Here is a 25,521-nt window from a genome sequence, read left to right as displayed (position 1 = left end):
GCCGGGCCGCCCCAAGGCCGGCCAGCCCCCGCGGGGGGCAGCGAACAAAGTGAGCGTGGGGGTCGTCGTCATGCAGCAGCCTGGAGAAGGGTGTCGAAGATGGTCTGTGCCACTTGAAGAACCTTGGCCGCGGCCTGGTAGCCCTGCTGGTACTGGATCAACCGCGCGGCTTCCTCGTCGAGGTTCACGCCGACCTTGCTGGTCAGCACTTCCTTGGCGTTCTCGGCGACCGCGGTGGAGATCTTGCTGGCGGCATTGGCGCCTTGCACGCGCACGCCGACATCGGCCATCGCGCGCGCATAGGCGTCGGTGATCGTCTCGCCCGGCACGACGGCGCCGCTGCCGAGGATCTGGCGGCCGACGAGGCCCTCGTCGCGCAGGTCGAGCAGCGCCAGCGCGTTGCCGTTGTTGGCCTCGGGGAACTGGGTCGCCGCGACCTGGATCGTGTCGCCCGAGCGCGGCACGCCGTTGAGGCTGAGCTCGAAGCCGTTGAGCGCGATCGGCGTGCCGGCCGACCAGCTGCCGGTGCCGCTGCCGACCACCGTGCCGCCGGCATCGGTGAGGCTCCAGCTGTAGTTGCCGCTGTTGTCGGTGAAGCTGATCGCCGCGGTCAGCGTCGGGTCCAGCGACGCGCTCACGGTGCGCAGCGAGCCGACCGTCGCGGTGCCGGTGTTGGCCGCGCCGACGGTGGCCGAGACGGCCGACGCGGCGGCGATGCCCTTGGGATCGTCGAGCACGCGCTGCATGCTGCTCGCGGCCATGGCCACGGGCTGCAGCAGGTAGCGGTCGTTGGCACCGGGCGCCGGGATGCCGACGCCGATCGTGAAACCGTCGACGGTGTCGCCCGGCACCACGGTGCGCGTCGTGCCGTCGGACAGGCGCGTGAGGATGTACTGGCCGGGCGTCGACGGATCGCCCTTGAGCTCGTAGTCGCTTGCCTGCAGCTGGGTGGCGTCGCTGATGGTGATCGACACCGAGTTCAGCGCCGCGGCGCTGTTGTTCTGCGCGGGCAGCACGCGCGGCGCGCCGAGCGAGAAGATCGGCGCGCCCGCGCCGGCCGGCTGGCGCAGGTCCAGGCCCAGCGCCTGCTGCTGGTTGAGGCGCCCGGCGATCGCGCTGGCGAGCTGGCCGACCAGGGTACGCGCATCGGCCAGGTCTTCGTTCTGGAACGACATCAGCGCCGAGATCGAGCCGCCGGCGATCTGATCGGCCGGCACGATGCGCGTGCCGCCGGACTCCTTCAGCGCGAGCTGCACGCGCGCGGGGTCGAACTCGTCGGGCACGACCGCCAGCTGCAGCGCCTGGTTCGACAGCACCAGCCGCTGGCCGCCGCCGATGAACAGGCCCAGCGTGCCGTCGTCGGCCGGGATGGTCGTGACCTGGATGTACTGGTTGATCTCGGTGACGAGCTGGTCGCGCTGGTCGAGCAGGTCGTTGGGCACGTGGCCGATGCCCTGCACCGCCGCGATCTGCTGGTTGATCTGCGCGACCTTCTGCGCCAGCGCGTTGACGGTGGCGACCGAGTTCTTCATGTCCGACACGACGCCCGCCTGCAGGCTGTCGATCTGCTCGTTGGCCGAGCGAAAGCGCGAGGCCAGCTCCTCGGCGCGCGCCAGCACGACCTGGCGCGCCGAGGTGTCGGTGGGCTTGTTGGCGACGTCGGTGAAGGCGTTGAGCAGGTTGCCGGCCGCAAAGCCGATGCCGTTCTCGCCCGAGGCGAACACCTTCTCCAGGCGCTGCAGTTGCTCGAGCTTGGTGAGCGCGCCGGCGGCCTGCGAGGCGGCGAGCTGCGACTCCTTGGTCAGGAAGGCGTCGGCGACGCGCGAGACGGTCTCGACGTTGACGCCCTTGCCGAAGAAGCCGGCGCCGGTGAACTGTCCGCCCGCCGTCGCGAGATCGACCTGCTGGCGCGAGTAGCCGGGCGTGTTGGCGTTGGCGATGTTGTTGCCCGTGGTCTGCAAGGCCGCGTAGCTCGCGAACATCGCACGGGTGCCGAGGGACATCAGGCCGGACATGGGTCAGCTTCCTCGATCAGGCCTGCGCCGCATTCGGCGAGGCATTGGCGGCGCGCGCGAGACGCTGCGTGGTCTCGATCACGCGCGACAGCTTGCTGGCGTAGGCCGGGTCGGTGGCATAGCCGGCGCGCTGCAGGTTGGCCGCGAAGCCGTGCGCGCTGCCGCCTTGCTCGATCACCTTGGCGTAGCGCGGGTTGTCCTTGAGCAGCCTGGCGTAGTCGGCGTAAGCCTCGCCGTAGGAGTCGTAGGCACGGAAGGTCTGCTTGACCTTGCGCGGCTGGCCGCCGATGTACTCGGTCGTCGTGACCTCGGTGGTCTTGCCGCGCCAGTTGGCGCCGGCCTTGATGCCGAACACGTTGTGCGAGTTGCCGCCCTCGGCGGTGCGGATCTCGCGGCGGCCCCAGCCGCTTTCGAGCGCCGCCTGCGCGAGGATGAAATCGGCCGGAATGCCGGTGGCCTGCGCGGCCGACTGCGCGGCCTCGCGGTGCTGGCTCACGAAGCCCTGTGCGCCGCCGCCGTGCGCGATGCGCGGCAGGTTGCGCGGCGTCGCGGCGCCGGCAGCGGTGGCGGATGTGCTGCCCTTCGCGGCCGCTTCGGCCGCGCCGCCGAGCTGACGCTCGAGCTGGCGGGCGATCTGCGCCGCCAGCCCGCCCGGCATGCCGGAGAGCTTGGTCGCGAACTGCTGGTCGAGCATCTCGGTGCCCATCGCGGTCGCGTTGTTGTCGAGCAGGCCGCTTTGCATCGTGCTCGCGCGCATGCTCTTCATCAGCTCCTGCATGAAGAGCGACTCGAACTGCTTCGCGGTGGCCTGGATGGCCGCCTTCGGATCCTTGGCCGCGGTGCCGCGCAGCGCCTCGATCGAGCTGCCGGCCGGGATGGAGGAAAGCGCCGCCATCAGATCACTTCCAGCTCGGCATTCAATGCGCCGGCCGACTTGATGGCCTGCAGGATCGCGAGCAGCTCCTGCGGCGTCGCGCCCAGCGAGTTGAGCGCCTTGACGACGTCGGTGAGCTGCGTGCCCGCGGGCAACTGCACCAGGGAGCCGGCCTGCTGCTTGACCGAGATGTCGGCGCGGTTGGCGACCACCGTCTGGCCGTTGGAGAGCGGGCCGGGCTGGCTGATCACCGGCTCGTTGCTGATCGTCACGCTCAGCGAGCCGTGCGCGACCGCGCAGGCGCCCAGCGTGACCGCCTGGTTCACGACCACCGAGCCGGTGCGCGCGTTGATCACGACCTTGGCGGCCGGCGCGGCGAGCGCGATCGGCAGGTTCTCGATCTCGGCCAGGAAGCTCACGCGCGCGTTCGGGTCGGCCGGCATGCGCACGCGCACGCTGCGTCCGTCGAGCGCGTAGGCGCTGCCCTCGCCCATCTTCGCGTTGATGGCCTGGGCCACCGTGCGCGCGGTGGAGTAGTCGGCCGCGTTGAGGTCGAGCTGGATGCTGTCGCCTTGCGCCAGCGGCGTCGGCACGCCGCGTTCGACCGTCGCGCCGGCCGGAATGCGCCCGGCATTGAGCGTGTTGACCTGCACCTTCGAGCCGCCGGCGGAGGCGCCGGCGCCTCCGACGATCAGGTTGCCCTGCGCCATCGCGTAGATCTGACCGTCGGCGCCCTTGAGCGGCGTTGCGACCAGGGTGCCGCCGCGCAGGCTCTTGGCGTTGCCCATCGACGACACCACCACGTCGATCGGCTGGCCCGGCTGCGCGAAAGGCGGCAGCGTCGCGGTGACCATCACCGCGGCGACGTTGCGCAGCTGCACGCTGGTGCCGGCCGGCACCGTGATGCCCAGCTGCTGCAGCATGGCCGACAGGCTTTGGGTCGTGAACGGGGTCTGGGTGGTCTGGTCGCCGGTGCCGTCGAGGCCGACGACGAGGCCGTAGCCGACCAGCTGGTTGCTGCGCACGCCGGCCACCGCGGCCACTTCCTTGAGCCGCGCGGCGTCCGCCGTCGCGGGCCACCACACAGCGGCGCTGGCGATCAGCCAGGCCAGCGCGATGAGCCACCGCAGCGCGGGCGGCGGGGCATCGGGCAAGGGCTCGGGGAGGTCGTTCATCGCGGTGTCGATCCGGCGGCGAGGCGTCACGGACGACGCCCCTGTCGACACCATTTTTCTTTTCTTTACAGGGGCAGAACGTTCAAAAAGAAGCGGCCCAGCCAGCCTATTTGCTGCGCCTCGGCCTGCGCGCCGCGGCCGCGCTGCTGGATGCGCACGTTGGCGATCTGCGCCGAGGCGACCTGGTTGCCCGGCTGGATGGTGCGCGGATCGACCTGGCCCGTGAACTTGAGCACGTCCACGTGCTCGTGCACGCCGATCTGCTTCTCGCCGGCGATCAGCAGGTGGCCGTTGGGCAGCACCTCGACCACGGTCGCGGTGATCGTGCCGCTGAAGGTGTTGGCGCTTTCGGTCGTGCCCTTGCCTTCGAAGCTGTTGGTCGAGCTGCCGGCGGCGCTGCCGCGGCTGAAGGCGCTGGACTTGAAGAAGGGCATCGCGGTGATGCTGGCGTCGACGCTGCCGGACTTGTCGACCGAGCTGGTCGACTTCTGGCTGGCCTGCACCTTCTCGACGATCGCAATCGTGATCGTGTCGCCGACCAGGCGCGCGCGGTGGTCCTCGAACAGCGGGCGGTAGCTGGCGCCCTGGAAGATCGAGCCGTTGTTCACCGCCGGGGCGGGCATCGCGACCGGGCGCACCGGCTGCGTGTCGCCGACGTCGACCTGGGGCGACAGCGTTCCGCAGGCGGCGAGCGCAGCCGCAGCCATCGCGATCGACGTGAAGCGAAGCAGCGAGTTCATCGCGCGTCTCCCGCTCACAGCTGGCCGAGCCGCTGCAGCATCTGGTCCGAAGTCTGGATCGCCTTCGAGTTGAGCTCGTAGGCGCGCTGGGTCTGGATCATCGTGATCAGCTCCTCGACCACGTTGACGTTGCTGGTCTCGACGAAACCCTGGGCCAGCGAACCGGTGCCGTTGTCGCCGGGCGCGCCGGCGTTCGGTGTGCCCGAGGCGGCCGTCTCGGCGTAGAGGTTCTGGCCGCGCGGCTCGAGGCCGGCCGGATTGACGAAAGTGGCCAGCTGGAGCTGGCCGACCTGCTGCGCGGCGGCCTGGCCCGGCAGCGCGACGCTGACCGTGCCGTCGGCGGCGATCGTGACGCTTTGCGCATTGGCCGGGATCGTGATGCCGGGCTGCACGACGTAGCCGTTGTTGGTGACGAGCTGGCCGTTGGCGTCGGTCTGGAACGAGCCGTCGCGCGTGTAGCCGGTGGTGCCGTCGGGCATCTGGATCTGGAAGAAGCCCTGGCCCTTGATCGCCACGTCCAGCGTGTTCGTGGTCTGCTGCAGGTTGCCCTGGCTGAACTGGCGCGAGGTCGCGACCGCGCGCGTGCCCAGCCCGACCTGCAGGCCGGTGGGCAGCTGCGTCTGCTCGGAGCTGTTGGCGCCGGCTTGCCGCAGGTTCTGGTACATCAGGTCCTCGAACACCGCGTGCGAGCGCTTGTAGCCGTTGGTCGCGCTGTTGGCGAGGTTGTTCGAGATGTGGTCCAGCTGGGTCTGCTGGGCCTCCATGCCGGTCTTCGAGATCCACAGCGAACGCATCATGGCCAAGGTCCTTGGGCGGTAGTTGCCGGCGATGTTCGGACGAACTTGAGGCCCGGCAGCCGCGGATAAGCGGCAGCAACGCCCGCCAGTTGCAAGCGCTGCGCAGGGATCCATCAAGCCTGGGTGCCCAGGAGCGGCACACTTGACTGTGTAGCCCAAAGGATACACAGTGCCATGCGCGTCCGGATGACCGAGGCGTACCGTGACTGGATCGACGAACTGCCAGACCGAGCGGGACGCGCACGCATTCAGGTGCGCGTCGACCGGCTGGTTCACGGCAATCCCGGCCAACACCGCCGACTGACCGAAGGCGTGTGCGAATTGAAGATCGATGTGGGCCCCGGCTATCGCGTTTACTACACGCAGCGCGGCCAGGCGCTGATCATCCTGCTCGCAGGCGGGGACAAGGCTTCGCAACAGCGCGACATTGCACAAGCGCTGGCGCTGGCCCGGCATCTCTAGACAGACTGAACAGGAGCATTCCGATGACCCGTACGGCCGGCACCGCCAGTCCCAGGACTCGAACCGTCGAGTACGACGTCGCACAGCAGTTGCGCACGCCCGAAGAGATGGCCGCCTACCTGGATGCCTGGCTCGTGGAAGCACCCGATGATGCTGCCGGCATCGCGCGGGCCCTGGGCGACATCGCGCGAGCCAGAGGCATGTCGCAGGTGGCGCGCGAGACCGGCCTGAGTCGCGAAAGTCTCTACAAGGCGCTGGGCGAGAACGGCAACCCGAGCTTCGCGACCGTCTTGAAAGTGGCGCGCGCGCTCGGTCTGCAGCTTCACGCGACGGCGGCTTGAGACGAACCTCGCCACCGTCGAGATCGGGGCCTTCGTACCCGCGCGCGACTTCGCGCTGTCAAAGCGCTTTGCGTGCTGTGGCGCGTGGCGCAGAACCTCCCCTTCTCATGAGGCCCCCATGCCCATCGTGACCCTGACCCTGCGCCGCCCCAAGACGCCGGCCTTCAAGACCATGGTCCTCGACGCCGTGCACGCCGCGCTGGTCGGCGCGGGCGTGAATCCGAACGACCGCTTCCAGCGCGTGCTCGAACTCGATGCCGACGACTTCCGCTTCGATGCCGTCTTTCCCGACGTGCGCACGCGCCGCACCGACGACTTCGTGCTGGTCGAGATCCTGCTCGGCGCCGGCCGCAGCGTGAAGGTGAAGAAGCAGATCCTCGCCACGCTCGTCGAGCGACTCGAGGCCGCGGGCTTCGATCCCGAGAACCTGATGGTGTGCTTCCAGGACGTGGCCTGGGAGAACTGGTCACCGGCCGGCGGGCGGGTGCCGCACGCCTGAGGCGCAGCCTCGGTCCTCGCGAGCAAGCGCCCCCGCCCCTCGGTTCCTGCAAGATCGAGGTGATCCGCAAGAACGATGCCGGATGCCGCTTCCTGGGCCTTGCGGGTTGGTCGGGAGGCGCCGATCACGCCCGGCACATCGCCGAGGATCAGTTCGCCGACAACAGCTTTGCCGCCGCCTGTTCGTCGCTTTGCGCGGTCTGGATCATCTTCATCTGCGCCTCGAACTGGCGCGCGGCCGAGATCATCGAGATCATCGCCTCGACCGCGTTGACGTTCGAGCCTTCGAGCGCGCCGTCTTGCACGCGCGCATTCGCATCGGCCGGCAGGTCGCCGTCGGCGGCGCGGAACAGGCCGTCGGCGCCTCGCTGAAGCGGCGCCTCGGGCGTCACGAGCTTGAGGCGGCCGATCGGCGTGGTGGTGCCGTTTTGCTGGCGCACGCTGACCGTGCCGTCCGGCGCGATGCTGGGCACGGTGTCGGGCGGCACCTGGATCGGGCCGCCGTCGCCGAGCACGGTGAGTCCGTTGGTCGTGACGAGCTGGCCTTGCGCGTCGATGTCGAGCGAGCCGAAGCGCGTGTAGGCCTCGGTGCCGTCGAGCCCCTGCACCGCGAGCCAGGCATTGCCCTTCATCGCGACGTCGAGGTTGCGCCCGGTGGCGCTGACCTGGCCGGCGCTCGCGTCGTAGCCGGTGGTGGTCTCGAGCGCATAGGCGCGCGTCGTCGCGCCGTCGCCGCGCACCGGCACGGCGCGAAACGCCTGCAGCTCGGCGCGAAAGCCGGTCGTCGTCGCGTTGGCGAGGTTGTTGGCCAGCGTGTCCTGGCGCTGCATCGTCGCCTTCGCGCCGGACATCGACAGGTAGATCATGCGGTCCATCGCACAAGCTCCGTTCAGTGCAGGTGGGGCGCGAGCGCCGCGGCGCCGGGCCGCCCCAAGCCGCGGCGCCAGCCCCCTCGGGGGGCGACGAGCCGCAGGCGAGTGGGGGCCGACATCAGCGCAGGTTCACGAGCGTCTGCATGATCGAGTCGACGGTCTTGATCGTCTGCGCATTCGCCTGGTAGACGCGCTGCGCGGTGATCATGTTGACCAGCTCGCCGGTCAGGTCGACGTTGCTCTCCTCGAGTGCGCCGCTTTGCAGCACACCGAAGTTGCCGTCGCCCGGCGCGCCCACCACCGGGTCGCCCGAGGTGAAGGTCGCCGACCAGGCATTGCCGCCCATCGGCTGCAGGCCCTGCGGGTTGCGGAAGTTGGCCACCTCGACCTGGCCGGCCGGCTTGGACTGGCCATTGCTGTAGCGCGCCATCACGATGCCGTTGGCCTCGATCGTGATGCCGGAGAGCTGACCCGGCGCGTAGCCGTCTTGCGAGAGGTCGGTGACGCCGAAGCCGGCGCCGTACTGCGTCGCGTTGGTGAGGTCGAGCTGGATGCCGGTGATCGGCAGCGTGTCGCCGCCGCCCGGGCGCACGCTGGCCGGGATGTCGAGGTTGATCGCGGTGGCCGGCGAGGTCGGGTTGCTGCCGTTGCTGGGGAACTGCAGCGTGGTCAGGGGCGTCGGCACGCCGCTCGCGTCGGTGGCGATCGGGTCGCCGTTGACCGCGACATAGACATTCCACTGGTCGGTGCCGGCCTTCTGGAAGTAGTAGGTCAGCGCGACATCCTGGCCCTTGGCGTCGTAGACGGTGACCGAGGTCGCGTTGTTGTAGGTGGTCGGGTCGTCGAAGTCGATGCGGTCGCCGGCGGCGGGCAGCGTCACCGCGGCGCGCGCGTCGAGGTTCATCTCGATGCCGATGTTGGCGGTGGCCTGCGGGTTGATGCCGGCGGTCGGCAGCTGGATCGGCGCCGCCTGGCCGGGCTGGATCACGCCCTGGCCGTCGGCGCGGTAGCCCAGGAGCTTTTGCGCCTGGTTGTTGACGATGAAGCCGTCGCGGTCGATCTTGAACTGGCCGTTGCGGGTGTACATCGTCGGGTTCTTGCCGTCGCTCACCTGGAAGAAGCCCGAGCCGTTGATCGCCAGGTCCATCGAGTTCTCGGTGGTGGTGATGTTGCCCTGCGTGAACTGCTGGCCCACCTTGGCGAGCGTGACGCCGATGCCGATGTTGTTGGAGCCGGCGCCGTTCATCGCGTTGGCGTAGACGTCGGCGAACTCGGCGCGCGAGTTCTTGAAGCCGAAGGTGTTCGCGTTGGCGACGTTGTTGCCGATGACCTCGAGGTTCTTGCTCGAGGCGTTCAGACCGGACAGACCTTGCTGGAAGCTCATGGTGATTCCTTCTTGAAGGAGAACGTCGCGTTCAGGAGAACGCCTTGATCTTGTTGTAGGCCACCGGGCCGCCGAACAGCAGCTCCAGCGTGAGGCCGTCGCCGCCGGTGGACACGGCGTTGACGAGGTCGGCGGTCAGCGGCGTGGCCGACAGCGTGGTTGCCCCGCTCTTGGCGACGACGCGGAACGTGGCGCCGTCGGTGCTCACGTTCGCGGCCGGCTTCCACTCGAAGCCGCCGCGCCCGGCCGGCTGCGCGCCGAGGTCGATCGTGTCGATCACGCGGCCCGCGGGCGAGAGCACCTCGATCTTCACGCTGTCGGCCGCCGAGCTCAGCTCGAAGCCGGCGGCGGCGACGCGCTCGTCGTTGAGGTGCAGCTTGTTGCCCTCGAGCAGCACGGTGCGCCCGATCAGCGCGGCGCCTTGCAGCGCCTGCTGCGAGACCATCTGCGCGCCCAGCGCGGTGACCGAGTCGTTGAGCTTGTCGATGCCGGTCACGGTGCTGATCTGCGCCATCTGGCTCGTGACCTGGGCGTTGTCCATCGGGTTCAGCGGATCCTGGTTCTGCATCTGCGTGACCAGGAGCTTGAGGAAGCGCTCGGAGGCGTCTTCCTTCTTGGTGGACTGGCTGGCCGTCTGCGCGGCCAGCGCGGCGAGGCCGCTGTCGTTGTTGACGCCGGAGGTGCTCATGACTTGCTCTCAGGGGAAAGAACGACGCCGGCAGCGCAGGGCCGCTCCCAAGCGGCCGGCGCGCCCCCTCGGGGGGCAGCAAGCGAAGCGAGCGTGGGGGAGGACATCTCAGTTGCCGAGCTGCAGGGTCTTCTGCAGCAGGCTCTTCGCGGTCGTCATGACCTCGACGTTGTTCTGGTACGAGCGCGAGGCCGAGATCATGTTGACCATCTCCTCCACCGCGTTGACGTTGCTGTAGGTCACGTAGCCGTCGGCGTCGGCCGCGGGGTTCTTGGGGTCGTGCACGCGCCGGCCCTCGGTGGTGTCTTCCTGCACCTGGGCGACCTGCACGCCGGCCGCGCCCTGCTCGCCCATCAGCACCGTCTGGAACACGACCTGGCGCGCCTTGTAGGCCTTGCCGTCGGGGCCGGCCACGGTGTCCGCGTTGGCCAGGTTCGAGGCCACGACGTTGAGCCGCTGGCTTTGCGCGCTGACCGCGCTGCCGCTGACATTGAAGATGTTGAGCATCGACATCGCTGCCCTCCTTACTGGCCGGTGATGGCGCTGGTGAGCGTCTTCACGCTGCTGTTGATGAAGCGCAGCGTGGCCTCGTAATGCACCGCGTTGTCGGCGAAGCTGGCGCGCTCGCGGTCCATGTCGACCGTGTTGCGGTCGAGGCTGGTCTGGCTTTGCAGCGCGTACTTGAGGTTGGCTTCGGCGCGCGCGCCCGCGGGCGGCGCGATGTGGCCGCGCTGCGTGGCGGCCATCGCATCGGCCGGCTGCTGCGCGCCGGTGGCCTCGCGCAGCGCACTGGCGAAGTCCATGTCGCGCGCCACGTAGCCGGGCGTGTCGGCGTTGGCGATGTTGCTCGCGATCAGGCGCTGGCGCTCGGACCGCAGCACCAGGGCCTGGGTCTGGAAGTCCAGCGAGTTCGTCAGCTTGTCCAGCATCGCGTGCCTTTCGATCGGGTCGCCGCGGCGGACGCCCGGCGCGAACGCCAGGCCCTTGCGGGCGGATGAAGGGCATTGTTTGCGGCTGGTTACCAAAACATTAGCGGGAATAGCAGGGCAGTCCGCGCGCATTTCCGGCCCTGAGCCGCGCGGGCCGCGCCCTAAAGTGACGGCGTGATGAACCGTCCCCCCAAGCGCACCGCGCACGGCCAGCTGACGCTGCCGCTGCGTCCGCGCAGCCACCCCGCCGCTGCGCGCGCCGTCGTGCGCGCGCCGGCCGCGACGCGTTCGTCCGCCGCACAGGCGCCCACGCCGCGCCGCGCGCGCTGGGTGCGCGCCACGCCGTGGATCGGCGGGCTGATCGCCGCGGTGCTGGCGGTCGGCATCGCGCGCGGCGAGGAACAAGCCGATGTCGCCGCGCAGGCGCGCGAGCTGGTCGAGCAGCAGCTCGGCACGCTGGCCGGCGCGGCCGTCACGCGCGTGGAGATAGAGACCGGTTCGCTGGACCCGCGCCTGAAGCTCGCGCCGTGCGAGCGCGTCGAGCCCTACCTGCCCGCCGGCTTTCGTGCCTGGGGCAAGAGCCGCGTCGGGCTGCGCTGCGCGCAGGGCCCGGTGCGATGGAACGTCTACCTGCCGGTCACCGTGAAGGTCTTCGGCCCGGCACTCGTGGCCGTGCGGCCGCTGGACGCCGGCGCCGAACTCAACGAGGCCGATGTGCGCAGCGCCGAGATCGACCTCGCCGCTGCCGCGAGCGCGGCGCTGACCGAACTGGATGCCGCCGCCGGCCGCACGCTGGCGCGCGCCGTCGCGCCCGGCCAGCCGCTGCGCCAGGCCGACCTGCGCGCGCGCCAGTGGTTCGCCGCCGGCGAGACGGTCAAGCTGGTCGCGCTCGGGCGCGGCTTCGAAGTGCACGGCGAGGGCCAGGCCCTGTCGGCCGGGCTGGACGGCAACCTCGTACGCGTGCGCACCGAGACCGGGCGCATCGTCAGCGGCGTGGCCGTGTCCGAACGACGCGTGGAGGTGCGACTGTGATCCGAGCCTTCCTGCTGCGCTACTGCTACAACTGCAGTTACAAAATTCCCGCTCAAGTCCCGTCGCGCGGCGCCGATAGCGCTTGCATGACGAATCTCCCGCGCGCCCTCCAGGCCGCGGGCCACCGGAGCCCGTGATCATGAAGATCGGACCCCATTCCTCCCCGGCCGCCGACGCCGCCGCGCTGGCACGAGCCAACGCCGAGGCCGGCGCCGCCGCCGGCAAGGCGGCGAGCCAGGCCGGCGCGAACGCCGCGCCCGGCTCGACGGTGCAGATCTCGAGCACCGCCGCCAGCCTGCTGGCCGGTGCCTCGACGGCCGACTTCGACGCCGCCAAGGTCGCGCGCATCCAGCAGCAGATCGCCGACGGCACGTTCAAGCCCGACGCCGAGGCGATCGCCGACAAGCTGATCGCCAACGCCCAGGAAGTGCTCGACAGCGTCGCGCGCACCGGCTTGCGCTGATGGGCCCGTCCAGCTTCGCCGCGCCGCGCATGCTCGACGCCGAGCAGACGCAAGCGCTCGACGCGCAGATCGGCGCGATCGAGCAGCGCCTGGCCGCGCTCGCGCAAGCCCTGCTCGACAACGACATCCGCGCGATCGAGAACTGCGCCAACGAGCTGCAGCGCGCGCTCGCCCAGGCGCTCGACGGCTTCCAGGCCGCCTCGCGCCACGGCCACGTGCCGCCGCCGCTGCGCCAGCGCCTGGTGCGCGCCAGCGGCCAGGTCGCCGCGCAGCGCGACACCCTCGCGCGCGCCACCGCGGCGCTCGACCGCGCGATCGAATCGCTGATCCCGCGCGCCGCCTCCGGCTACACCGCGGCCGGCGCCTGCGCCCGCCCCGCCAGCGGCGGCCTGACGGTCGCCTGAGCACGCAAAAAAGGGGCTGCGTGCCCCTTTCCCTGCGCTTACTCGAAACTTACACTGGCCTCGTCGCGTGCTCCTGCACGCGCCCTGTCGGGGGGAGGTCCAGATGACTCTGCAGCAGCTTGGCCGGCTTCACCGCTGGCATGTCGCCCACGAACGCGACCACCCCTTCGAATCCGAGGTCTGCCACCTGGTGATCACCGCCTGGGTGCTGAGCTGGGCGGCGCTGCCGGCGCTGCTGCTGCTCGACGCGCTGTGGCTGATGCCCCTGTGCCTGGCCGGCTGGCTCGCGCCCGATCTCTATGGCGCGCTGCGTCGGCGCCTGGCCGTCAGCGGGCGGCTGCGCTGCGACTGGCTGGGGGCCGTCGGGCGGCGCTGAGCGCGGCCCTCAGAACTGGAACGCCAGCCTCACCCCGCCCCAGTGCCGCCCGTTGACGACGATCGGCGCCGAGGCTTCCTTCATCAGCACGAAGTTGCCGCCGCCCATGTCGCGGCGGTAGGTCTGCAGCAGGAACGGCTTGGTGTTGCGCGCCGAAGCCAGGCCGGTGCGGTCGGCGAAGACGCGCCGCCAGCGGCTGTTGGCGGTGTTCCACGCGGTGTCGCCGGCGCGCTGCGGCTGGCAGTAGCGGCGGTTGTGCGTCGACACGTAGCCGTTGCGGTCGACCGCGATGCAGAACACGACCTTCGAGCTGAGCTGTAGCAGCTTTTCCTGCACCTGCGGGAACAGCCGGTCGGTCAAGGCATTGAACGCGGTCGTGTGCTGCTGCGGGCTGCTGCCCTCGATCGGGCGGTACTGCTCGTCGAACAGTTGCGCCTGCGAGATCGTGCCGGTGCGCACCGCGTCCTCCAGCAGCATCGAGATCTGCGCGGCGGCCTGCTGCGCGCCGCGGATGTAGGGGCTGTCCTCGGTATCGATGCCGCAGTCGGCCACGATCTCGATCAGCTCCTCGCTGACCTTCAGGAAGGACTCGCTGCGCGTGGTCGCCACGCCCAAGGTCTTGAGCGCCTGCTGCATCTCGCGCTCGATCGAGCGCATGCTGTCGTTCAGGCCCGCGCAGATGCCGCGGCTTTGCTCGGCCGCCGCGGCGATCTCGCCCACGCCGTCCTGCACCTCGGCGAGCGCGCGGTGGAAGCCGCCTTGCTGTTCGCGCTGCGCGCCGGGCTGGGTGCGGATCTCCTTGGCGAGCGCGGCGATGCGCTCGTCGAGCGCACCAACGGTGCGCATGATGTCCTTGGACGAGGTTTCCACGCGCGCCGACAGGTCCTTGACCGCGTCGGCCACGACCGCGAAGCCGCGGCCCGCCTCGCCGGCGCGCTTGGCCTCGACGCTGGCGTTGAAGGCCACCAGCCGCGTCTGCAGCGCGATCTGCGTGATCTGCTGGGCCGCGCCGGCCACCTCGCGCAGCGTGTCGACGATCGCGCCGACCTCGTCGCCGATCTGCTCGACCGCGCCGCGCGCGCGCTCCACCGCGTCGCGGCTGGCGCCGGTGCGCGCCGCGATGCCGTCTTGCGCACGCTGCACCTCGTGCACCTGCTGCGCCAGCGCCTGCAGCGCCTGCGCCTCGCGCTGGCTGACCTGGGCGCTGTCGTCGATCAGGCCGCGCACCTCGGCGGCATCCTTGCCCAGGCGCGAGGCCTGGCGCGCGATCGACTGCACGGCCTGATGCAGGTCGGGCGCGGCGGCGGCGGGTTCGGTGCTGGGCGGGGTGTTCGGGGAATGCTTCTTCGCGAAGGCCGAGAACATCGGTACTGCTCCTGCCGTTGTTCCTGTTGTCCTTACCAGTCGCGCAGCTTCACGCGCAGGCGCGCGATGCACTGGCTGTGCAGCTGGCACACGCGGCTCTCGGTGACGCCCAGCACCGCGGCGATCTCCTTGAGGTTCATGTCGTGCTCGTAGTACATGCTCATCACGTACTGCTCGCGCTCGGGCAAGGTCTTGATCGCCTCGACCAGGGCCTCGCGCATGCGGCGGTCCTGCAGCTGCGCGAACGGGTTCTCGTCGGCGTCGGCGACATGGCGGTCGAGGTAGTCGGCATCGCCGTCGTCGCCGCTCATGTCTTCCAGGTAGACCAGTTGCGTGCCGCGCACCTTGGTGAGCAGTTCCTGGTAGTCGGCGAGCGTGAGGCCCATGGCCTTGGCGATCTCGCTTTCCTGCGGCGCGCGGCCGAGCTGCTGCTCGAGCTTGTGCACCGCGGCCTCGATCTCGCGCTGCTGGCGGCGCGTGCCGCGGCTCATCCAGTCGCTGCCGCGCAGCTCGTCGAGCATCGCACCGCGGATGCGCTGCGTCGCGAAGGTCTCGAACTGCACGCCCTGCGCGGCGTCGAAGCGCGTCGCCGCGTCGGCCAGGCCGATCATGCCGACCTGGATCAGGTCGTCGAGCTCGACGTTGGCGGGCAGCTTGGCGATCATCTGGTGCGCGAGGCGTCGCACCAGCGGACTGAATTGCTTCAGCGTGGTGTTCGCATCGAGTCGGCCGGTGGCGGTGTACATGGCGGCTCCAGGCGGGTTTCGCTTGTGCTTCGTTGTTCGTTCAGCGATGGGCGCGCGGCGTGCCGCGCTCGGGCGGCAGCATGTCCAGCGCGCCGAACACGCTGTCGCCGATGCCCATCGGCAGCGCGGCGGCGAGCTGTTCGCGCGCCAGGCGCAGCAAGGCGGTGCCGGGGCGCTCGGTCGCAGCCTCGGCGGGATCGACGGCCACGCAGTCGTGCTGCACGGCGCCGAGAAAGTCATCGGCGCAGCGCGCCAGGCGCTCGGCGATCTGCGCGCTCGCCGGCGCGTCGGGCGCGCAGGCCAGCAGCAGGTCGTGCGCCATCAGCTGTCCGCGGCTGGCGAACAGCTTGATCGCCGCATAGGCGTGCGTGATGCTTTCCGGCCGCGCATCGGCCATCACGACCGGGCGCAGCGCGTCGGCCTGCAGTTCGCGCGCGCGGCGCACCAGCAGGCGCACGAGGTCGGAGGCGCCGGCATGCAGCAGCACCACGTCGGTCTGGGGCGCCGCCTGCGCGATCGCATCCAGGAAGCCGTCGGTCGAGCCGCTCGCGTCCACGTAGCGCAGCGGCAGGCCGCGCGCGGCGAGGTAGGCCACTTGCCCATCGAGCCGTTCGATGCCTTCGGCGAGGTCGAGCGCGACCAGCTCGCCGGGCGTGCGCGCGTTCTCGCCGGCATCGACGATCAGCGTACGCAGGCCCATGCCGGCGTAGCAGGTCACCAGGCGTTCGAGCAGCGCGCCGCCGAAGGCGAGGTGCGGATTGGCCACCACCGGCACGAAGCGCAGCGTGTGGGTCGTGAACATGCGTCGCAGGCCGGCGGCCTGGTCGAGCGGCGCGGGCCGGCTCGACGTGCCGGCGTCGCGGCGAGCCTTCACGGCGGGCACGTCGTCGAGCATGTCGAACCAGCTGTCGATGGCGGGGGCAACGTCGTGGCGCATGGCTTGGCGGTCCTCGCGCAAATCAGGCCGTGGTGCGGCGCGCGCCGCGGGCAGCGTTGGCGGGCAGCGGCGCGGCGAACACGAGGTTCATCTCGCTCGTGTCGTAGCGGTAGGCGGCGCTGCCGCCGCCACGCAGCGCGCGGTGCACCAGCGCCTGCGCGCTCAGGCGATGCCAGTCTTCCGGCACGCGCTGGCCGTTGGCGACGCCGACGACCTTGAGCTTGTGGCGGATCAGCGCGTCGACCGCCGGTGCCAGCTTCACGGCCTCGTCGAGCTTGCTGAGCACGATGCCGCGGCAGGTCGCGGCGCGGTAGGAAATCATCACGTCCTCGATCGTCTCGCCCTGCGCGGCGGCATTGACCACCAGCAGCTTGTTGATCGAGCGGTGCGACAGCATCTCGAGCAGATCCTTGGTGCGGCTGTCGCGCTGCGCGACGCCGGCGGTGTCGATCAGCACCAGCTTCTTGGCCGACAGCAGGTCGAGCAGGTCCTCGAGCGCGGTGCGGTCGTGCGCGGTGTGCACCGGCACGCCGAGGATGCGGCCGTAGGCGCGCAGCTGCTCGTGCGCACCGAGGCGGTAGGCGTCGAGCGTGACCAGTCCGAGGTTGGCCGCGCCGTGCTTGGTGGCGAACGCCGCGGCCAGCTTGGCGGTCGAGGTGGTCTTGCCGACGCCGGTCGAGCCGATCATCGCGAACACGCCGCCTTGGTCCTCGATCGCCGATTCGTTCTCGCCGGTCGCGAGGTTGCGCTCCAGCACGCCGGCCGCCCAGGCCAGCTCGTCGGCACTGTCTTGCGGCAGGCCGTCGACGAGCTTGCGGATCAGCGCGGTCGAGAAACCGCAGTCGAGCAGCTTTTGCGTCAGGCGCGCCTGCGCGGGCTGGCGCTGCAGCTTCTCCATGAAGGCCAGGGCGCCGAAGCGCTCCTCGATCAGCCCCTTCATCGCGCGCAGCTCGTTCATCATCGCCGGGTCGGGCTGCGCCGGCGCGGGCGCCGCGTAGGCGGGCTCGTCACGCCAGGCCAGCTCTTCGCGCAGCACCGGCGCCTCGCGGCGCGGCGCGGGAGACGCCTCGGCGCGGCGCGCGGCGGCCGGGGTCGGACGCGCGTAGCTCAGTTCGTCATCGGCGAACATCGGCTCGCGCACGCCATCGTCGGTGCGCGCGATCGGCGCGCGCTGCGGTTCGGCGGGCGGCTCGGCGCGGCGCGCGGGCGCAGCTGGCGCTTCGCGCAGCGCGGCCTCGCGCTTTTTCAGCATGCGCTCGCGCACGTAGTCCTGGAACGACAGCGTGCTCATCGCGAGCTGGGCGACGTCTTCTTCCACTTCGGCCTGCGCCGGAGGCGGCAGCTTGCTGGCCAGCTTGGCGGACTTGGCAGGCGCCGCGGCCGGCTGAGCCGGCGGCTGCGCCATGCTGCGCTCGACCGCGGCGAGCGCGCCCGGCGCCATCGCCAGCATCTCGATGCCTTCGGCGCAGGGCTTGGTGCTGAGCACGACCGCGTCGTCGCCCAAGGCCTGGCGCATCTTCACCATCGCGTCGCGCGAGGTACGGCCGGTAAAGCGTTGAACGTTCATGCGGCGGCTCCGATGACGGATCCAATGCGGATCGAATGGGTATCAGGGATCTCGCTGTGAGCGAGCACGCGCAGCCGCGGAGCTGCACGCTTGAGCAAACGGGCGATCTGCACGCGGATCGCATCGGGCACCAGCAGGCAGGCGGGATGGCCGAGGTCTTCCTGGCGCTTGGCGGCGTCGGCGGCCGAGCGGGTCAGCGTGTCGGCGACGCCCGGATCGAGCACCGGGCCGTTGTGCGAGGTGAGCGCTTGCGCGAGCAGGCGCTCGAGCTCGGGCTCGATCGCGATCACGTCGAGTTCCTTCACCGGGCCGTAGATCTGCTGCACGATGGACGGCGCCAGCGCGATGCGCGTGCGACGCGCCAGTTCGGCGGGGTCGTTGGCCAGGGCCGGCGTCGCGCCCGCATGCTCGGCCAGCGCCTCGATCACCGAACGCATGTCGCGGATGTGCACTCCTTCTTCCAGCAGCAGCTGGAGGATTTTCTGCAGCGAGGCGATCGGAACCATCTTGGGGACCACGTCTTCGATCAGCTTGGGTGCCAACTTCGTCACATGCTCGACCAGCTGCTGCGTTTCCACGCGGCCCAGCAGCTTGGCTGCATTCACTTGCATCAAGTGTGAGAGGTGGGTCGCCACCACGGTCGAGCAATCAACGACCGTGTAGCCGGCCATTTGCGCCGCTTCGCGCTGGCGCTCCTCGATCCATGTCGCCGGCAGTCCGAACGCGGGATCGGTGGTCCTGGTGCCGGGCAGCGCGGTCTGCGCATGGCCCGGGTTGATCGCGAGGAACAGGCCGGGGAAGGCCTCGCCCTCGCCGATCACCGCGCCGCGCAGAGTGAGCCTGTACACACTCGGGCGCAGCTCGAGGTTGTCGCGGATGTGCACGGCCGGCGGCAGGAAGCCGACGTCCTGCGCGAACTTCTTGCGCACGCCCTTGATGCGCGCGAGCAGGTCGCCGCCGCGCTCCTTGTCCACGAGCGTGATGAGCCGGTAGCCGACCTCCAGGCCCAGCGTGTCCACCGGCTGCAGGTCGTCCCAGCTCGCCTCGGCGTTCGGGTCGACCAGGGGCTTGGGCTCGATCGCCGGCTTGGCCGCCGCCTTCTTTTCGCGCTGGTGCATCCACCAGGCCAGCCAGCCGAGCAGGCCGCCGAGCAGCAGGAACACGACGTGCGGCATGCCCGGGATCACGCCCAGCAGCGTGATCACGCCGGCGGTGATCGCGACCGACTTCGCGGTCTTGAACATCTGGCCCATGATCTGCTGGCCGACGTCCTGCTCCTTGCCGACGCGCGAGACCACCATCGCCGCGGCGACCGAGATCAACAGGCCCGGGATCTGCGCGACCAGCGCGTCGCCGACCGCGAGCAGCACGTAGTTGTTGGCCGCCTGCGAGACCGTGAGGTCGTGCTGCGCGACGCCGATCACGAAGCCGCCGACGATGTTGATGAACAGAATCAGGATGCCGGCGATGGCGTCGCCGCGCACGAACTTGCTCGCGCCGTCCATCGAGCCGAAGAACTCGGCCTCCTCGCCCACCTCGCGGCGGCGGCGCTTGGCCTCCTTCTCGTCGATCAGGCCGGCGTTGAGATCGGCGTCGATCGCCATCTGCTTGCCGGGCATCGCATCGAGCGTGAAGCGCGCGCTGACTTCGGCGATGCGCTCCGAGCCCTTGGTCACCACCATGAAGTTGATGACCACGAGGATCGCGAACACGATCAGGCCGACCGCGAAGTTGCCGCCGATCAGGAAGTGGCCGAAGCTCTCGATCACCTGGCCGGCCGCGCCCGGGCCGGTGTGGCCCTCGAGCAGCACGACGCGCGTCGAGGCCACGTTGAGCGACAGGCGCATCAGCGTGGTCAGCAGCAGCACCGCCGGGAAGGCCGCGAAGTCGAGCGGTCGCACCATGTAGGCCGCGACCATCATCACCATCAGCGCGGTCGCGATGTTGAAGGTGAACAGCAGGTCCAGCGCAAAGGCCGGCAGCGGCAGCACCATCATCGCCAGCACGACGATCACGAGCAGCGGCGCGGCCAGCCCCTGGAGCAGGCGGGCGTTGGGGCCGAGGGCGGCCTGCAGCTTGGCGACGAGCGGGTTCATGGGCGTCGGTCAGTCGTTCAGGCGTTGTGCGGATCGAGCTCGCGCGGCACCGGCAGCACGGGCAGCTCGCCCGGCATCGGCGCGCGCCCGGCCATCGCGGCGCGCAGCTGGTAGACATAGGCCAGCACCTGCGCGACGGCGGCGTACAGCGCCATCGGGATCTCGCGGTCGAGCTCGGCGTGCGCATACAGCGCGCGCGCCAGCGGCGGCGCCTGCAGCACGGGCACCTTCGATTCCTTGGCGAGGTCGCGGATGCGCATCGCCAGCAGGTCGGCACCCTTGGCGACCACGCGCGGCGCGCCCATCGAGCCTTCGTCGTACTTCAGCGCGACCGCGTAGTGGGTCGGGTTCATCACGACCAGGTCGGCCTTGGGCACGGCGGCGAGCATGCGGCGCTTGGCGAACTCGCGCATGCGCGCCTTCATCTTGCCCTTGACCTCCTGGTTGCCCTCGACCTCCTTGTGCTCCTGTTTGGCCTCCTGGTGGCTCATCTTCAGGCGCTTGGCGTGCATGAAGCGCTGCAGCGGCACGTCGATCGCGGCGAACACGGCCAGCGTCACCAGCAGCAAGGCGAGGCCACCCAGCACGTCGTTCGAGGCCTGCCCGAGCGCGGCCGGCAGCGGCAGCGACAGCAGCGAGGCAAAGCCCTGCAGGTGGCCGGCGAGGTAGACGCCGCCCACCACCATCAGCAGCAGCGCCAGGCCGCAGGCGCGCAGCGTGTCGACCAGCTTGTCCTTGGAGATCAGGCCCGGCAGGCCGGTGATCGGGTTGAGCTTGCCGAACTTGGGAAACAGCGGCTTGAAGGTCCAGTTCCAGCCGCCCAGCGCCAGGCCCGCGGCCACGCCGACCAGCACGAACACCGCGCCGACCGGCAGCACCAGGGCCAGGAACTCCAGCGTCAGCGCGCCCAGTCGCTCGCCCATCGCGGCCGGCTCGGCAACCAGCTTCGAATCGAAGCGCAGCGACGCCGCCAGCGTGGCCTGCAGCGAGCGCGCGGCATTGGGCAGCCAGACGACCAGGCCGGCCAGCGCAAGCGCGATCGCGGCGAAATGCCCGAGATCGCGCGAACGCGCGACCTGGCCGTCCTCGCGCGCCTTCTTGAGCTTGCGCTGCGAGGCGGGCAGGTTGCGGTCTTGCGCGTCCTGATCGGCCATGGTGACGGAATGCCCGTTGTTGTTTCCAGTTGAACGGGATTCTTCCGGGGGGGCCGGGAAACTTGAGCGAGATAAGCGGGCGTGGAGGGCTGCTTATCTCCGTGGAAGAGGCCACGGCGCAGCGGCGTGCTTGGCGGCGTGCCTTAGTGGCGTGCTTGGCGGCGTGCTTGGCGGCGTGCTGTCTCTGCGAGGCTCGATGCCGGGATTTCGCCCCGCAGGGGCAGCTCCAGCCTCAAGCAGGACGGCATCACAGCCCACCCCCAAACAGGAATCCAGTCCCCCTCCCCTCAGCCCCCCATCGATTGGCCCCTCCCCACCCCCAACCAAGAATGCCCCGGCACACCGAGGAACGAAGCCCACCTCATGCCGCCCCCCCGCGACGCCAATGCGCTCGCCCGCATCGCCCTCGAAGTCCTGAGCCAGCGCCTGCGCACGCCGCACAACCCGACCACCGCCGCACCGGGCCGGCAACACGGCCCGCCGCCGCAGCCGGCCCGGCGCATCCACGCCCACCGCTGCCCGGCGATCGACGCCGCCGATCTCTACCGCCACGTCTCGCCCCAGCCGCCCAACCACCTGATCTGGGTCGGCGACGGCGACGACCTGTCCGACGGCCCGCGCATCCTCGCGGCGCTGGCCGAAGCGCTGCGGCCGCAGGCCATCCTTGCCGAGCAGCACCTGCTCGGCCCGCTCGAGGACGCGCGCTTCATGGCCTACCTGCATGCGGCGGCCGAACGCGGCGATGAAGGCGCGGTGCTGCTGCGAGCGCTGGAGACCCTGCCCGAGGTGTTCGAGCCCATCGCCGCCGGCATGCTGGCGCCGCTGGCGCACCGCGGCGCGTGGCAGCGCGCCGCCACCGACGACGTGGCCGCGAAGCTGGAGGCGCTGATGCGCCTGGCGCGCGTCGTCGTGCGCCACAACCCGCAGGTGCTGACGGTGATCCATGGCGCGCGGCACGGCGGTGCACCGCCGCGCTTCGACGAGGCGACCTTTCGCCGCATCGGCCGGCGCCTGCGCCCGACCCTGGTCTACACGCGCTATGCGCACGCCATCGAGCGGCCGTTCGAGCGCCACGGCGCGCTGCTCGCGCAATGCCGCGCCGCCGGCGACGCGCCCGCGCACGCCGCGGGGCGCCTGGCGCATGGTCCGAATGGTCCGCACGGACGCTCGCTGGCACTGGCGCGGCGCTTTCGCGGCCTGGTCACCGCCGACTGGCGCACCGCGCATCGCATCGCACATGGCTGCGGCCGCGCGCCGACGCAGCGCGGCGTCGACTGGTGGCTCTACGGCCCGCACAGCTACTTCGCGAAGAACCGGCTCGTCGCGCAGGCTGCAGCGCCGGCGGACGGCATCGGCGGCGGCGCCGCCGCGCTGCGCTTTCTGGTCTACGAGACGACCGAGCGGGTGGAACTCGTGTAGGGCCCGCCCTGCGGCCGGCCCTGGAAGATCAGAACCCCAGGCTGGCCAGCAGGTCGTCGACTTCCGACTGGTTCTTGACCACGTCGGTGCGGCCTTCGTAGGAGACCACGGGGCCGTTGAGCAGGGTCGACTCGACCTTCTCGGCCTGCTCCGGCGGCGCGGCCTGGACCAGCAGCTTGACCAGCGAATCCTCGAGGTCGGAGGCCAGCGCCACGACCTTGGTCACCACCTGGCCGGTCAGGTCGTGGAAGTCCTGGGCCATCATGATGTCGGTGAGGTGCTGGTCGATGCGTGCGGTCGCGCGCTCGACGTCCTCGACGAAGTTCATCACGGCGCCGCTGGCCACGGCCTTGACCGGGTCCTTGACCAGCGCCTGCCCGAGGCGGCGCGTCTCCGAGGCGATGTGCTCGTGCTCGACCTTGGCCTGGTCGACCGAGTTGAGCACCTTGTTGGCCGCGTCGGCGGTCTTGGTCGCGATGTAGTTCAGGCGGCTGCGCGCGTCGGGCAGGCCGTCGGCCGCGTTCTGCAGCTTGGGCATCACGCCCAGCTGCTGCAGCGTGTCGTGCAACTGGCGGGTGATGTGCCCGAGCTGCTGGAAGATCTCGGGAGAGGCTTGCGCCGCCATCTGCGGCGCAAGCGCGTCGATCTGGTCCATCTTCATGATGAGCTCGTCCTTGGCTGAATGTGATGGTCAGGCGGTGGCGAGCTTCTGCATGATCTTCTGGACCTTCTCCTCCAGCGTGGCCTTCGTGAACGGCTTGACGATGTAGCCGGCCGCGCCGCTCTGGGCCGCCAGCACGATGTCTTCCTTGCGCGCCTCGGCGGTGACCATCAGCACCGGCAGGTGCTTGAGGCCGTCGTCGGCCTTGATCGCCTTGAGCAGGTCGAAGCCGTTCATGTTGGGCATGTTGATGTCGCTGACGACGAAGTCGAACTTCTGTGCCTTGAGCATCTGCAGCGCGACCGCGCCGTCCTCGGCCTCGTCGGCGTTGTTGCAACCCATTTCCTTGAGCAGGCCGCGCACGATGCGGCGCATGGTCGAGAAGTCGTCGACGATCAGGAACTTGAGGTCGGTGGGGTTGCTCATGATGTTCGGTTTCCTCGGTCGGGGCCTGGCCCCTGCGGATGCAATTGAATGCTCTATCGGCTCTTCGCCGGCGGACTTGAGGGCAGCGCAGGCACCGCGGCGGCCGACGCGGCGATCGCCGCCGGCGCAGGCGCCGGGTGGGTCTGGTCGACGTCGAGCGCCTCGGTGCCCTCGGCGGCCTGGTGGAAGCGGTCCTCGGCCTCGCGGTTCATCACGATGATGCTGATGCGCCGGTTGATCGGGTTCAGCGCGTCGCTGCGGTCGAACAGCTGGCTGGCCGCCAGGCCCTGCACGCGCAGCACGCGCTCGTCGGGCAGGCCGCCGGCCACCAGCTCGCGCCGCGAAGCGTTGGCGCGGTCGCTCGACAGCTCCCAGTTGCTGTAGCCCGCCACGCCGCCGAAGAAGCTCGCCGCGTCGGTGTGGCCTTCGAGCGTGAGCTTGTTGGGCACCTCGGTCAGCACGCCGCCGATCGCGCGCAGCAGGTCGCGCATGTAGGGCTGCACGACCGCGCTGCCGCTGGCGAACATCGGCCGGTTCTTCTCGTCGACGATCTGGATGCGCAGGCCGTCGCGCGTCATGTCGAGGCGGATCTGGCTCTTGAACTCGGTCAGGCGCGGGCTGTTCGACAGCACCTCCTCGACGCGCTCCTTCAGCGCCTTGAGGCGATCGGCCTCGGCGGCCTTCTGCTGGTCCTTGAGCGCCTGCAGGTTGAAGGTCTTGTTGGGCGCCTCGATGTCGCCCTTCTTGACCTGGCCGCTGGTGCGGCTCAGGTCCTGGCCGCCGCCCTTGATCACGTGCGAGCTGTCGCCCGAACCCGAGCCGCCGGCCTGCAGCGCGATCTTCAGCGGGTTGTTGAAGTAGTCCTGGATGCCCTTGCGGTCGCCTTCGGTGGTCGAGCCGAGCAGCCACATCAGCAGGAAGAAGGCCATCATCGCGGTCACGAAGTCGGCATAGGCGATCTTCCACGCACCGCCATGGTGGCCGTGGCCGCCCTTCTTGATGCGCTTGACGATGATGGGCTGGAGCTTCTTGGCGTCGCCGGCCATGTCAGTGGTCCTTCATGGCTCGCGCGGGGGGCTCGGCAGGCAAGGCCATGGCCGTTCGGGAGCAGGCCGACGCCGCTGCGTTTGACGTGAGGGGGTGGGTGACCGGGCGAGGCCGCGCCCGGGCAAGCCTTTGCGCCCCGCACCGCCCCTCGACGAAGCCGAGACTCACTTCTTGCCCTTCACGTGATCCTCCAGCTCCTTGAACGCGGGACGTTCAGTGGAGTAGAGAACCTTGCGTCCGAACTCGACCGCGATCGCCGGCGCATAGCCCTGCATGCTCGCCAGCAGCGTGGTCTTGATGCACTGCAGTTCCTTAGTGCCTTCGTCCATCTTCTGCTCGAGCAGGCCGGCCAGCGGCTCGAAGATGCCGTAGCTCAGCAAGATGCCGAGGAAAGTGCCGACCAGGGCCGAGCCGATCATGGCGCCCAGCACGGCCGGCGGCTGGCCGACCGAGCCCATGGTGTTCACGACGCCGAGCACCGCGGCCACGATGCCGAAGGCCGGCAGGCCGCCGGCCAGGCGCTGGATCGCCGCCACCGGCTGGTGGCCTTCGTGATGGTGGGTGTCGATCTCGCTGTCCATCAGCGTCTCGATCTCGTGCGGGTTCAGGTTGCCCGAGACCATCATGCGCAGGTAGTCGGTGATGAACTCGACCACGTGGTGATCCTTGCCCACCGTGGCGTACTTCTGGAACAGCGCCGAGTTGTGCGGATCCTCGACATCCTTCTCGATCGCCATCAGGCCCTCCTTGCGGGCCTTTTGCAGCAGGTCGTAGAGCAGCGCCATCAGCTCCATGTAGCGCGACTTGGTGTACTTGCTGCCCTTGAAGCACGCGCCGAAGCCGGCCAGCGATGCCTTGAGCACCTTGGGCTGGTTGTTGGCGACAAAGGCGCCGAGCGCCGCGCCCATGATGGTGATCATCTCGAACGGCAGCGCGTGCAGCACGACGCTGATGTTGCCGCCGTGGGCGATGAAGACGCCGAACACGCAACCGAGGGCGACGAGCCAGCCGATGAGGACGAACATGGTGCTTGGGGGCTACATGGACGGGTCC

At 70.0% G+C, this 25,521-nt stretch carries 28 protein-coding genes; 8 read left to right on the top strand and 20 right to left on the bottom strand.

All coding sequences use genetic code 11. The features are described 5' to 3' along the window. Nucleotides 1-68: 68 nt before the first annotated feature. From flgK to flgG, 5 genes are all read right to left on the bottom strand, one after another. The gene (flgK, locus tag ACO2TI_RS15320) at nt 69-2,015 is read right to left on the bottom strand and encodes a flagellar hook-associated protein FlgK (RefSeq protein WP_423285617.1); all 1,947 of its coding nucleotides are present in this window, start codon (nt 2,013-2,015) and stop codon (nt 69-71) included. Between the two features lie 16 nt (nt 2,016-2,031). Continuing rightward, on the bottom strand, nt 2,032-2,910 hold the full coding sequence (gene flgJ / locus ACO2TI_RS15315) for a flagellar assembly peptidoglycan hydrolase FlgJ (protein ID WP_423285616.1): 879 nt from the start codon (nt 2,908-2,910) through the stop codon (nt 2,032-2,034). Then, complete coding sequence (locus tag ACO2TI_RS15310; RefSeq protein WP_423285614.1) at nt 2,910-4,064, bottom strand: flagellar basal body P-ring protein FlgI; 1,155 nt, start codon at nt 4,062-4,064, stop codon at nt 2,910-2,912. Before ACO2TI_RS15310 ends, flgJ begins: the two co-directional genes overlap by 1 nt. Nucleotides 4,065-4,129: 65 nt before the next feature. Further along, on the bottom strand, nt 4,130-4,804 hold the full coding sequence (locus ACO2TI_RS15305; protein ID WP_423285612.1) for a flagellar basal body L-ring protein FlgH: 675 nt from the start codon (nt 4,802-4,804) through the stop codon (nt 4,130-4,132). A 14-nt stretch (nt 4,805-4,818) separates the two neighbouring features. Further along, on the bottom strand, nt 4,819-5,601 hold the full coding sequence (flgG, locus tag ACO2TI_RS15300) for a flagellar basal-body rod protein FlgG (protein ID WP_423285611.1): 783 nt from the start codon (nt 5,599-5,601) through the stop codon (nt 4,819-4,821). 174 nt (nt 5,602-5,775) lie between these two features. On the opposite strand from flgG, the gene ACO2TI_RS15295 reads away from it, so the two are divergent. From ACO2TI_RS15295 to ACO2TI_RS15285, 3 genes are all read left to right on the top strand, one after another. Next, the gene (locus ACO2TI_RS15295; protein WP_423285609.1) at nt 5,776-6,063 is read left to right on the top strand and encodes a type II toxin-antitoxin system RelE/ParE family toxin; all 288 of its coding nucleotides are present in this window, start codon (nt 5,776-5,778) and stop codon (nt 6,061-6,063) included. Nucleotides 6,064-6,086: 23 nt separating this feature from the next. Next, complete coding sequence (locus ACO2TI_RS15290) at nt 6,087-6,404, top strand: addiction module antidote protein (RefSeq protein WP_423285607.1); 318 nt, start codon at nt 6,087-6,089, stop codon at nt 6,402-6,404. Nucleotides 6,405-6,522: 118 nt separating this feature from the next. Then, nucleotides 6,523-6,903, top strand: a complete 381-nt coding sequence (locus ACO2TI_RS15285) for a tautomerase family protein (RefSeq protein ID WP_423285605.1) — start codon at nt 6,523-6,525, stop codon at nt 6,901-6,903. A gap of 148 nt (nt 6,904-7,051) precedes the next feature. Here ACO2TI_RS15285 and flgF read toward each other — a convergent pair whose 3' ends face one another. The 5 genes from flgF to flgB form a co-directional block, all read right to left on the bottom strand. Next, the gene (gene flgF / locus ACO2TI_RS15280; RefSeq protein WP_423285603.1) at nt 7,052-7,777 is read right to left on the bottom strand and encodes a flagellar basal-body rod protein FlgF; all 726 of its coding nucleotides are present in this window, start codon (nt 7,775-7,777) and stop codon (nt 7,052-7,054) included. Between the two features lie 115 nt (nt 7,778-7,892). Further along, a complete protein-coding gene (gene flgE, locus ACO2TI_RS15275) occupies nt 7,893-9,158 on the bottom strand; it encodes a flagellar hook protein FlgE (protein WP_423285602.1) in 1,266 nt (421 codons plus the stop codon). A gap of 31 nt (nt 9,159-9,189) precedes the next feature. Continuing rightward, a complete protein-coding gene (locus ACO2TI_RS15270) occupies nt 9,190-9,846 on the bottom strand; it encodes a flagellar hook assembly protein FlgD (RefSeq protein ID WP_423285600.1) in 657 nt (218 codons plus the stop codon). Nucleotides 9,847-9,954: 108 nt separating this feature from the next. After that, nucleotides 9,955-10,359 (bottom strand): flagellar basal body rod protein FlgC, encoded by a 405-nt coding sequence (flgC, locus tag ACO2TI_RS15265; protein ID WP_423285598.1) that lies wholly within the window; start codon nt 10,357-10,359, stop codon nt 9,955-9,957. An 11-nt stretch (nt 10,360-10,370) separates the two neighbouring features. Next, nucleotides 10,371-10,775: a flagellar basal body rod protein FlgB gene (gene flgB / locus ACO2TI_RS15260; RefSeq protein WP_423285596.1), complete on the bottom strand. Its 405-nt coding sequence runs from the start codon at nt 10,773-10,775 to the stop codon at nt 10,371-10,373. A 177-nt stretch (nt 10,776-10,952) separates the two neighbouring features. Between flgB and flgA the strand changes: the two genes are divergently transcribed. The 4 genes from flgA (at nt 10,953) to ACO2TI_RS15240 (ending at nt 13,050) form a co-directional block, all read left to right on the top strand. Beyond that, nucleotides 10,953-11,807: a flagellar basal body P-ring formation chaperone FlgA gene (gene flgA / locus ACO2TI_RS15255; RefSeq protein WP_423285594.1), complete on the top strand. Its 855-nt coding sequence runs from the start codon at nt 10,953-10,955 to the stop codon at nt 11,805-11,807. Between the two features lie 139 nt (nt 11,808-11,946). Then, complete coding sequence (gene flgM, locus ACO2TI_RS15250) at nt 11,947-12,270, top strand: flagellar biosynthesis anti-sigma factor FlgM (RefSeq protein ID WP_423285592.1); 324 nt, start codon at nt 11,947-11,949, stop codon at nt 12,268-12,270. After that, complete coding sequence (locus ACO2TI_RS15245; protein WP_423285591.1) at nt 12,270-12,674, top strand: hypothetical protein; 405 nt, start codon at nt 12,270-12,272, stop codon at nt 12,672-12,674. The genes flgM and ACO2TI_RS15245 overlap by 1 nt, the downstream gene beginning before the upstream one ends. A gap of 103 nt (nt 12,675-12,777) precedes the next feature. After that, entirely contained in the window at nt 12,778-13,050 is a 273-nt protein-coding gene (locus ACO2TI_RS15240; protein WP_423285589.1) for a hypothetical protein, read from the top strand. Nucleotides 13,051-13,059: 9 nt separating this feature from the next. Here the strand turns inward: ACO2TI_RS15240 and ACO2TI_RS15235 are convergent, their stop codons facing one another. Genes ACO2TI_RS15235 through ACO2TI_RS15210 form a run of 6 tightly spaced genes read right to left on the bottom strand, consistent with a single transcriptional unit; the run spans nt 13,060 to nt 20,915 of the window. Continuing rightward, nucleotides 13,060-14,415 (bottom strand): methyl-accepting chemotaxis protein, encoded by a 1,356-nt coding sequence (locus ACO2TI_RS15235; RefSeq protein WP_423285587.1) that lies wholly within the window; start codon nt 14,413-14,415, stop codon nt 13,060-13,062. Nucleotides 14,416-14,447: 32 nt separating this feature from the next. Continuing rightward, on the bottom strand, nt 14,448-15,161 hold the full coding sequence (locus ACO2TI_RS15230; protein ID WP_423285585.1) for an RNA polymerase sigma factor FliA: 714 nt from the start codon (nt 15,159-15,161) through the stop codon (nt 14,448-14,450). A 40-nt stretch (nt 15,162-15,201) separates the two neighbouring features. Next, on the bottom strand, nt 15,202-16,098 hold the full coding sequence (locus ACO2TI_RS15225) for a MinD/ParA family ATP-binding protein (RefSeq protein ID WP_423285583.1): 897 nt from the start codon (nt 16,096-16,098) through the stop codon (nt 15,202-15,204). A gap of 22 nt (nt 16,099-16,120) precedes the next feature. Beyond that, nucleotides 16,121-17,665 carry a flagellar biosynthesis protein FlhF gene (gene flhF, locus ACO2TI_RS15220; RefSeq protein ID WP_423285581.1) on the bottom strand — a complete coding sequence of 515 codons (1,545 nt, stop codon included), beginning with the start codon at nt 17,663-17,665 and terminating at the stop codon, nt 16,121-16,123. Next, nucleotides 17,662-19,761 carry a flagellar biosynthesis protein FlhA gene (gene flhA / locus ACO2TI_RS15215; RefSeq protein WP_423285579.1) on the bottom strand — a complete coding sequence of 700 codons (2,100 nt, stop codon included), beginning with the start codon at nt 19,759-19,761 and terminating at the stop codon, nt 17,662-17,664. Before flhA ends, flhF begins: the two co-directional genes overlap by 4 nt. 17 nt (nt 19,762-19,778) lie before the next feature. Further along, nucleotides 19,779-20,915 carry an EscU/YscU/HrcU family type III secretion system export apparatus switch protein gene (locus tag ACO2TI_RS15210; RefSeq protein WP_423285578.1) on the bottom strand — a complete coding sequence of 379 codons (1,137 nt, stop codon included), beginning with the start codon at nt 20,913-20,915 and terminating at the stop codon, nt 19,779-19,781. 363 nt (nt 20,916-21,278) lie between these two features. On the opposite strand from ACO2TI_RS15210, the gene ACO2TI_RS15205 reads away from it, so the two are divergent. Next, on the top strand, nt 21,279-22,334 hold the full coding sequence (locus tag ACO2TI_RS15205) for a hypothetical protein (protein ID WP_423285576.1): 1,056 nt from the start codon (nt 21,279-21,281) through the stop codon (nt 22,332-22,334). Nucleotides 22,335-22,362: 28 nt separating this feature from the next. Here the strand turns inward: ACO2TI_RS15205 and ACO2TI_RS15200 are convergent, their stop codons facing one another. The 4 genes from ACO2TI_RS15200 to motA all read right to left on the bottom strand — a co-directional run bounded on the left by ACO2TI_RS15200 (nt 22,363) and on the right by motA (nt 25,493). Continuing rightward, a complete protein-coding gene (locus ACO2TI_RS15200; protein WP_423285574.1) occupies nt 22,363-22,995 on the bottom strand; it encodes a protein phosphatase CheZ in 633 nt (210 codons plus the stop codon). A gap of 30 nt (nt 22,996-23,025) precedes the next feature. After that, a complete protein-coding gene (gene cheY, locus ACO2TI_RS15195; RefSeq protein WP_423285572.1) occupies nt 23,026-23,421 on the bottom strand; it encodes a chemotaxis response regulator CheY in 396 nt (131 codons plus the stop codon). Between the two features lie 53 nt (nt 23,422-23,474). After that, nucleotides 23,475-24,467 (bottom strand): flagellar motor protein MotB, encoded by a 993-nt coding sequence (motB, locus tag ACO2TI_RS15190; protein WP_423285570.1) that lies wholly within the window; start codon nt 24,465-24,467, stop codon nt 23,475-23,477. 165 nt (nt 24,468-24,632) lie between these two features. Further along, on the bottom strand, nt 24,633-25,493 hold the full coding sequence (motA, locus tag ACO2TI_RS15185) for a flagellar motor stator protein MotA (protein WP_423285569.1): 861 nt from the start codon (nt 25,491-25,493) through the stop codon (nt 24,633-24,635). Nucleotides 25,494-25,521: the final 28 nt, after the last annotated feature.

The organism is Caldimonas sp. KR1-144, assembly GCF_049446155.1.
GTDB lineage: Bacteria > Pseudomonadota > Gammaproteobacteria > Burkholderiales > Burkholderiaceae_C > Rivibacter.
The sequence above is the reverse complement of the archived record's forward strand: the minus strand, read 5'-3'. Positions and strand labels throughout refer to the sequence as shown.

Excerpts from the sequence above, each read along its gene's own strand:
- ACO2TI_RS15240 (WP_423285589.1), top strand. The coding sequence starts at position 12,778 with ATGACTCTGCAGCAGCTTGGCCGGCTTCACCGCTGGCATGTCGCCCAC.
- flgC (WP_423285598.1), bottom strand. The coding sequence starts at position 10,359 with ATGTCGATGCTCAACATCTTCAATGTCAGCGGCAGCGCGGTCAGCGCG.
- flgM (WP_423285592.1), top strand. The coding sequence starts at position 11,947 with ATGAAGATCGGACCCCATTCCTCCCCGGCCGCCGACGCCGCCGCGCTG.
- ACO2TI_RS15270 (WP_423285600.1), bottom strand. The coding sequence starts at position 9,846 with ATGAGCACCTCCGGCGTCAACAACGACAGCGGCCTCGCCGCGCTGGCC.
- motA (WP_423285569.1), bottom strand. The coding sequence starts at position 25,493 with ATGTTCGTCCTCATCGGCTGGCTCGTCGCCCTCGGTTGCGTGTTCGGC.
- flgF (WP_423285603.1), bottom strand. The coding sequence starts at position 7,777 with ATGGACCGCATGATCTACCTGTCGATGTCCGGCGCGAAGGCGACGATG.
- ACO2TI_RS15245 (WP_423285591.1), top strand. The coding sequence starts at position 12,270 with ATGGGCCCGTCCAGCTTCGCCGCGCCGCGCATGCTCGACGCCGAGCAG.
- ACO2TI_RS15290 (WP_423285607.1), top strand. The coding sequence starts at position 6,087 with ATGACCCGTACGGCCGGCACCGCCAGTCCCAGGACTCGAACCGTCGAG.
- flgB (WP_423285596.1), bottom strand. The coding sequence starts at position 10,775 with ATGCTGGACAAGCTGACGAACTCGCTGGACTTCCAGACCCAGGCCCTG.
- ACO2TI_RS15235 (WP_423285587.1), bottom strand. The coding sequence starts at position 14,415 with ATGTTCTCGGCCTTCGCGAAGAAGCATTCCCCGAACACCCCGCCCAGC.
- ACO2TI_RS15305 (WP_423285612.1), bottom strand. The coding sequence starts at position 4,804 with ATGAACTCGCTGCTTCGCTTCACGTCGATCGCGATGGCTGCGGCTGCG.
- ACO2TI_RS15230 (WP_423285585.1), bottom strand. The coding sequence starts at position 15,161 with ATGTACACCGCCACCGGCCGACTCGATGCGAACACCACGCTGAAGCAA.
- cheY (WP_423285572.1), bottom strand. The coding sequence starts at position 23,421 with ATGAGCAACCCCACCGACCTCAAGTTCCTGATCGTCGACGACTTCTCG.
- motB (WP_423285570.1), bottom strand. The coding sequence starts at position 24,467 with ATGGCCGGCGACGCCAAGAAGCTCCAGCCCATCATCGTCAAGCGCATC.
- ACO2TI_RS15205 (WP_423285576.1), top strand. The coding sequence starts at position 21,279 with ATGCCGCCCCCCCGCGACGCCAATGCGCTCGCCCGCATCGCCCTCGAA.
- flgA (WP_423285594.1), top strand. The coding sequence starts at position 10,953 with ATGAACCGTCCCCCCAAGCGCACCGCGCACGGCCAGCTGACGCTGCCG.
- flgJ (WP_423285616.1), bottom strand. The coding sequence starts at position 2,910 with ATGGCGGCGCTTTCCTCCATCCCGGCCGGCAGCTCGATCGAGGCGCTG.
- ACO2TI_RS15210 (WP_423285578.1), bottom strand. The coding sequence starts at position 20,915 with ATGGCCGATCAGGACGCGCAAGACCGCAACCTGCCCGCCTCGCAGCGC.
- flhA (WP_423285579.1), bottom strand. The coding sequence starts at position 19,761 with ATGAACCCGCTCGTCGCCAAGCTGCAGGCCGCCCTCGGCCCCAACGCC.
- ACO2TI_RS15310 (WP_423285614.1), bottom strand. The coding sequence starts at position 4,064 with ATGAACGACCTCCCCGAGCCCTTGCCCGATGCCCCGCCGCCCGCGCTG.
- flgK (WP_423285617.1), bottom strand. The coding sequence starts at position 2,015 with ATGTCCGGCCTGATGTCCCTCGGCACCCGTGCGATGTTCGCGAGCTAC.
- flhF (WP_423285581.1), bottom strand. The coding sequence starts at position 17,665 with ATGAACGTTCAACGCTTTACCGGCCGTACCTCGCGCGACGCGATGGTG.
- ACO2TI_RS15225 (WP_423285583.1), bottom strand. The coding sequence starts at position 16,098 with ATGCGCCACGACGTTGCCCCCGCCATCGACAGCTGGTTCGACATGCTC.
- flgE (WP_423285602.1), bottom strand. The coding sequence starts at position 9,158 with ATGAGCTTCCAGCAAGGTCTGTCCGGTCTGAACGCCTCGAGCAAGAAC.
- ACO2TI_RS15285 (WP_423285605.1), top strand. The coding sequence starts at position 6,523 with ATGCCCATCGTGACCCTGACCCTGCGCCGCCCCAAGACGCCGGCCTTC.
- ACO2TI_RS15200 (WP_423285574.1), bottom strand. The coding sequence starts at position 22,995 with ATGAAGATGGACCAGATCGACGCGCTTGCGCCGCAGATGGCGGCGCAA.
- ACO2TI_RS15295 (WP_423285609.1), top strand. The coding sequence starts at position 5,776 with ATGCGCGTCCGGATGACCGAGGCGTACCGTGACTGGATCGACGAACTG.
- flgG (WP_423285611.1), bottom strand. The coding sequence starts at position 5,601 with ATGATGCGTTCGCTGTGGATCTCGAAGACCGGCATGGAGGCCCAGCAG.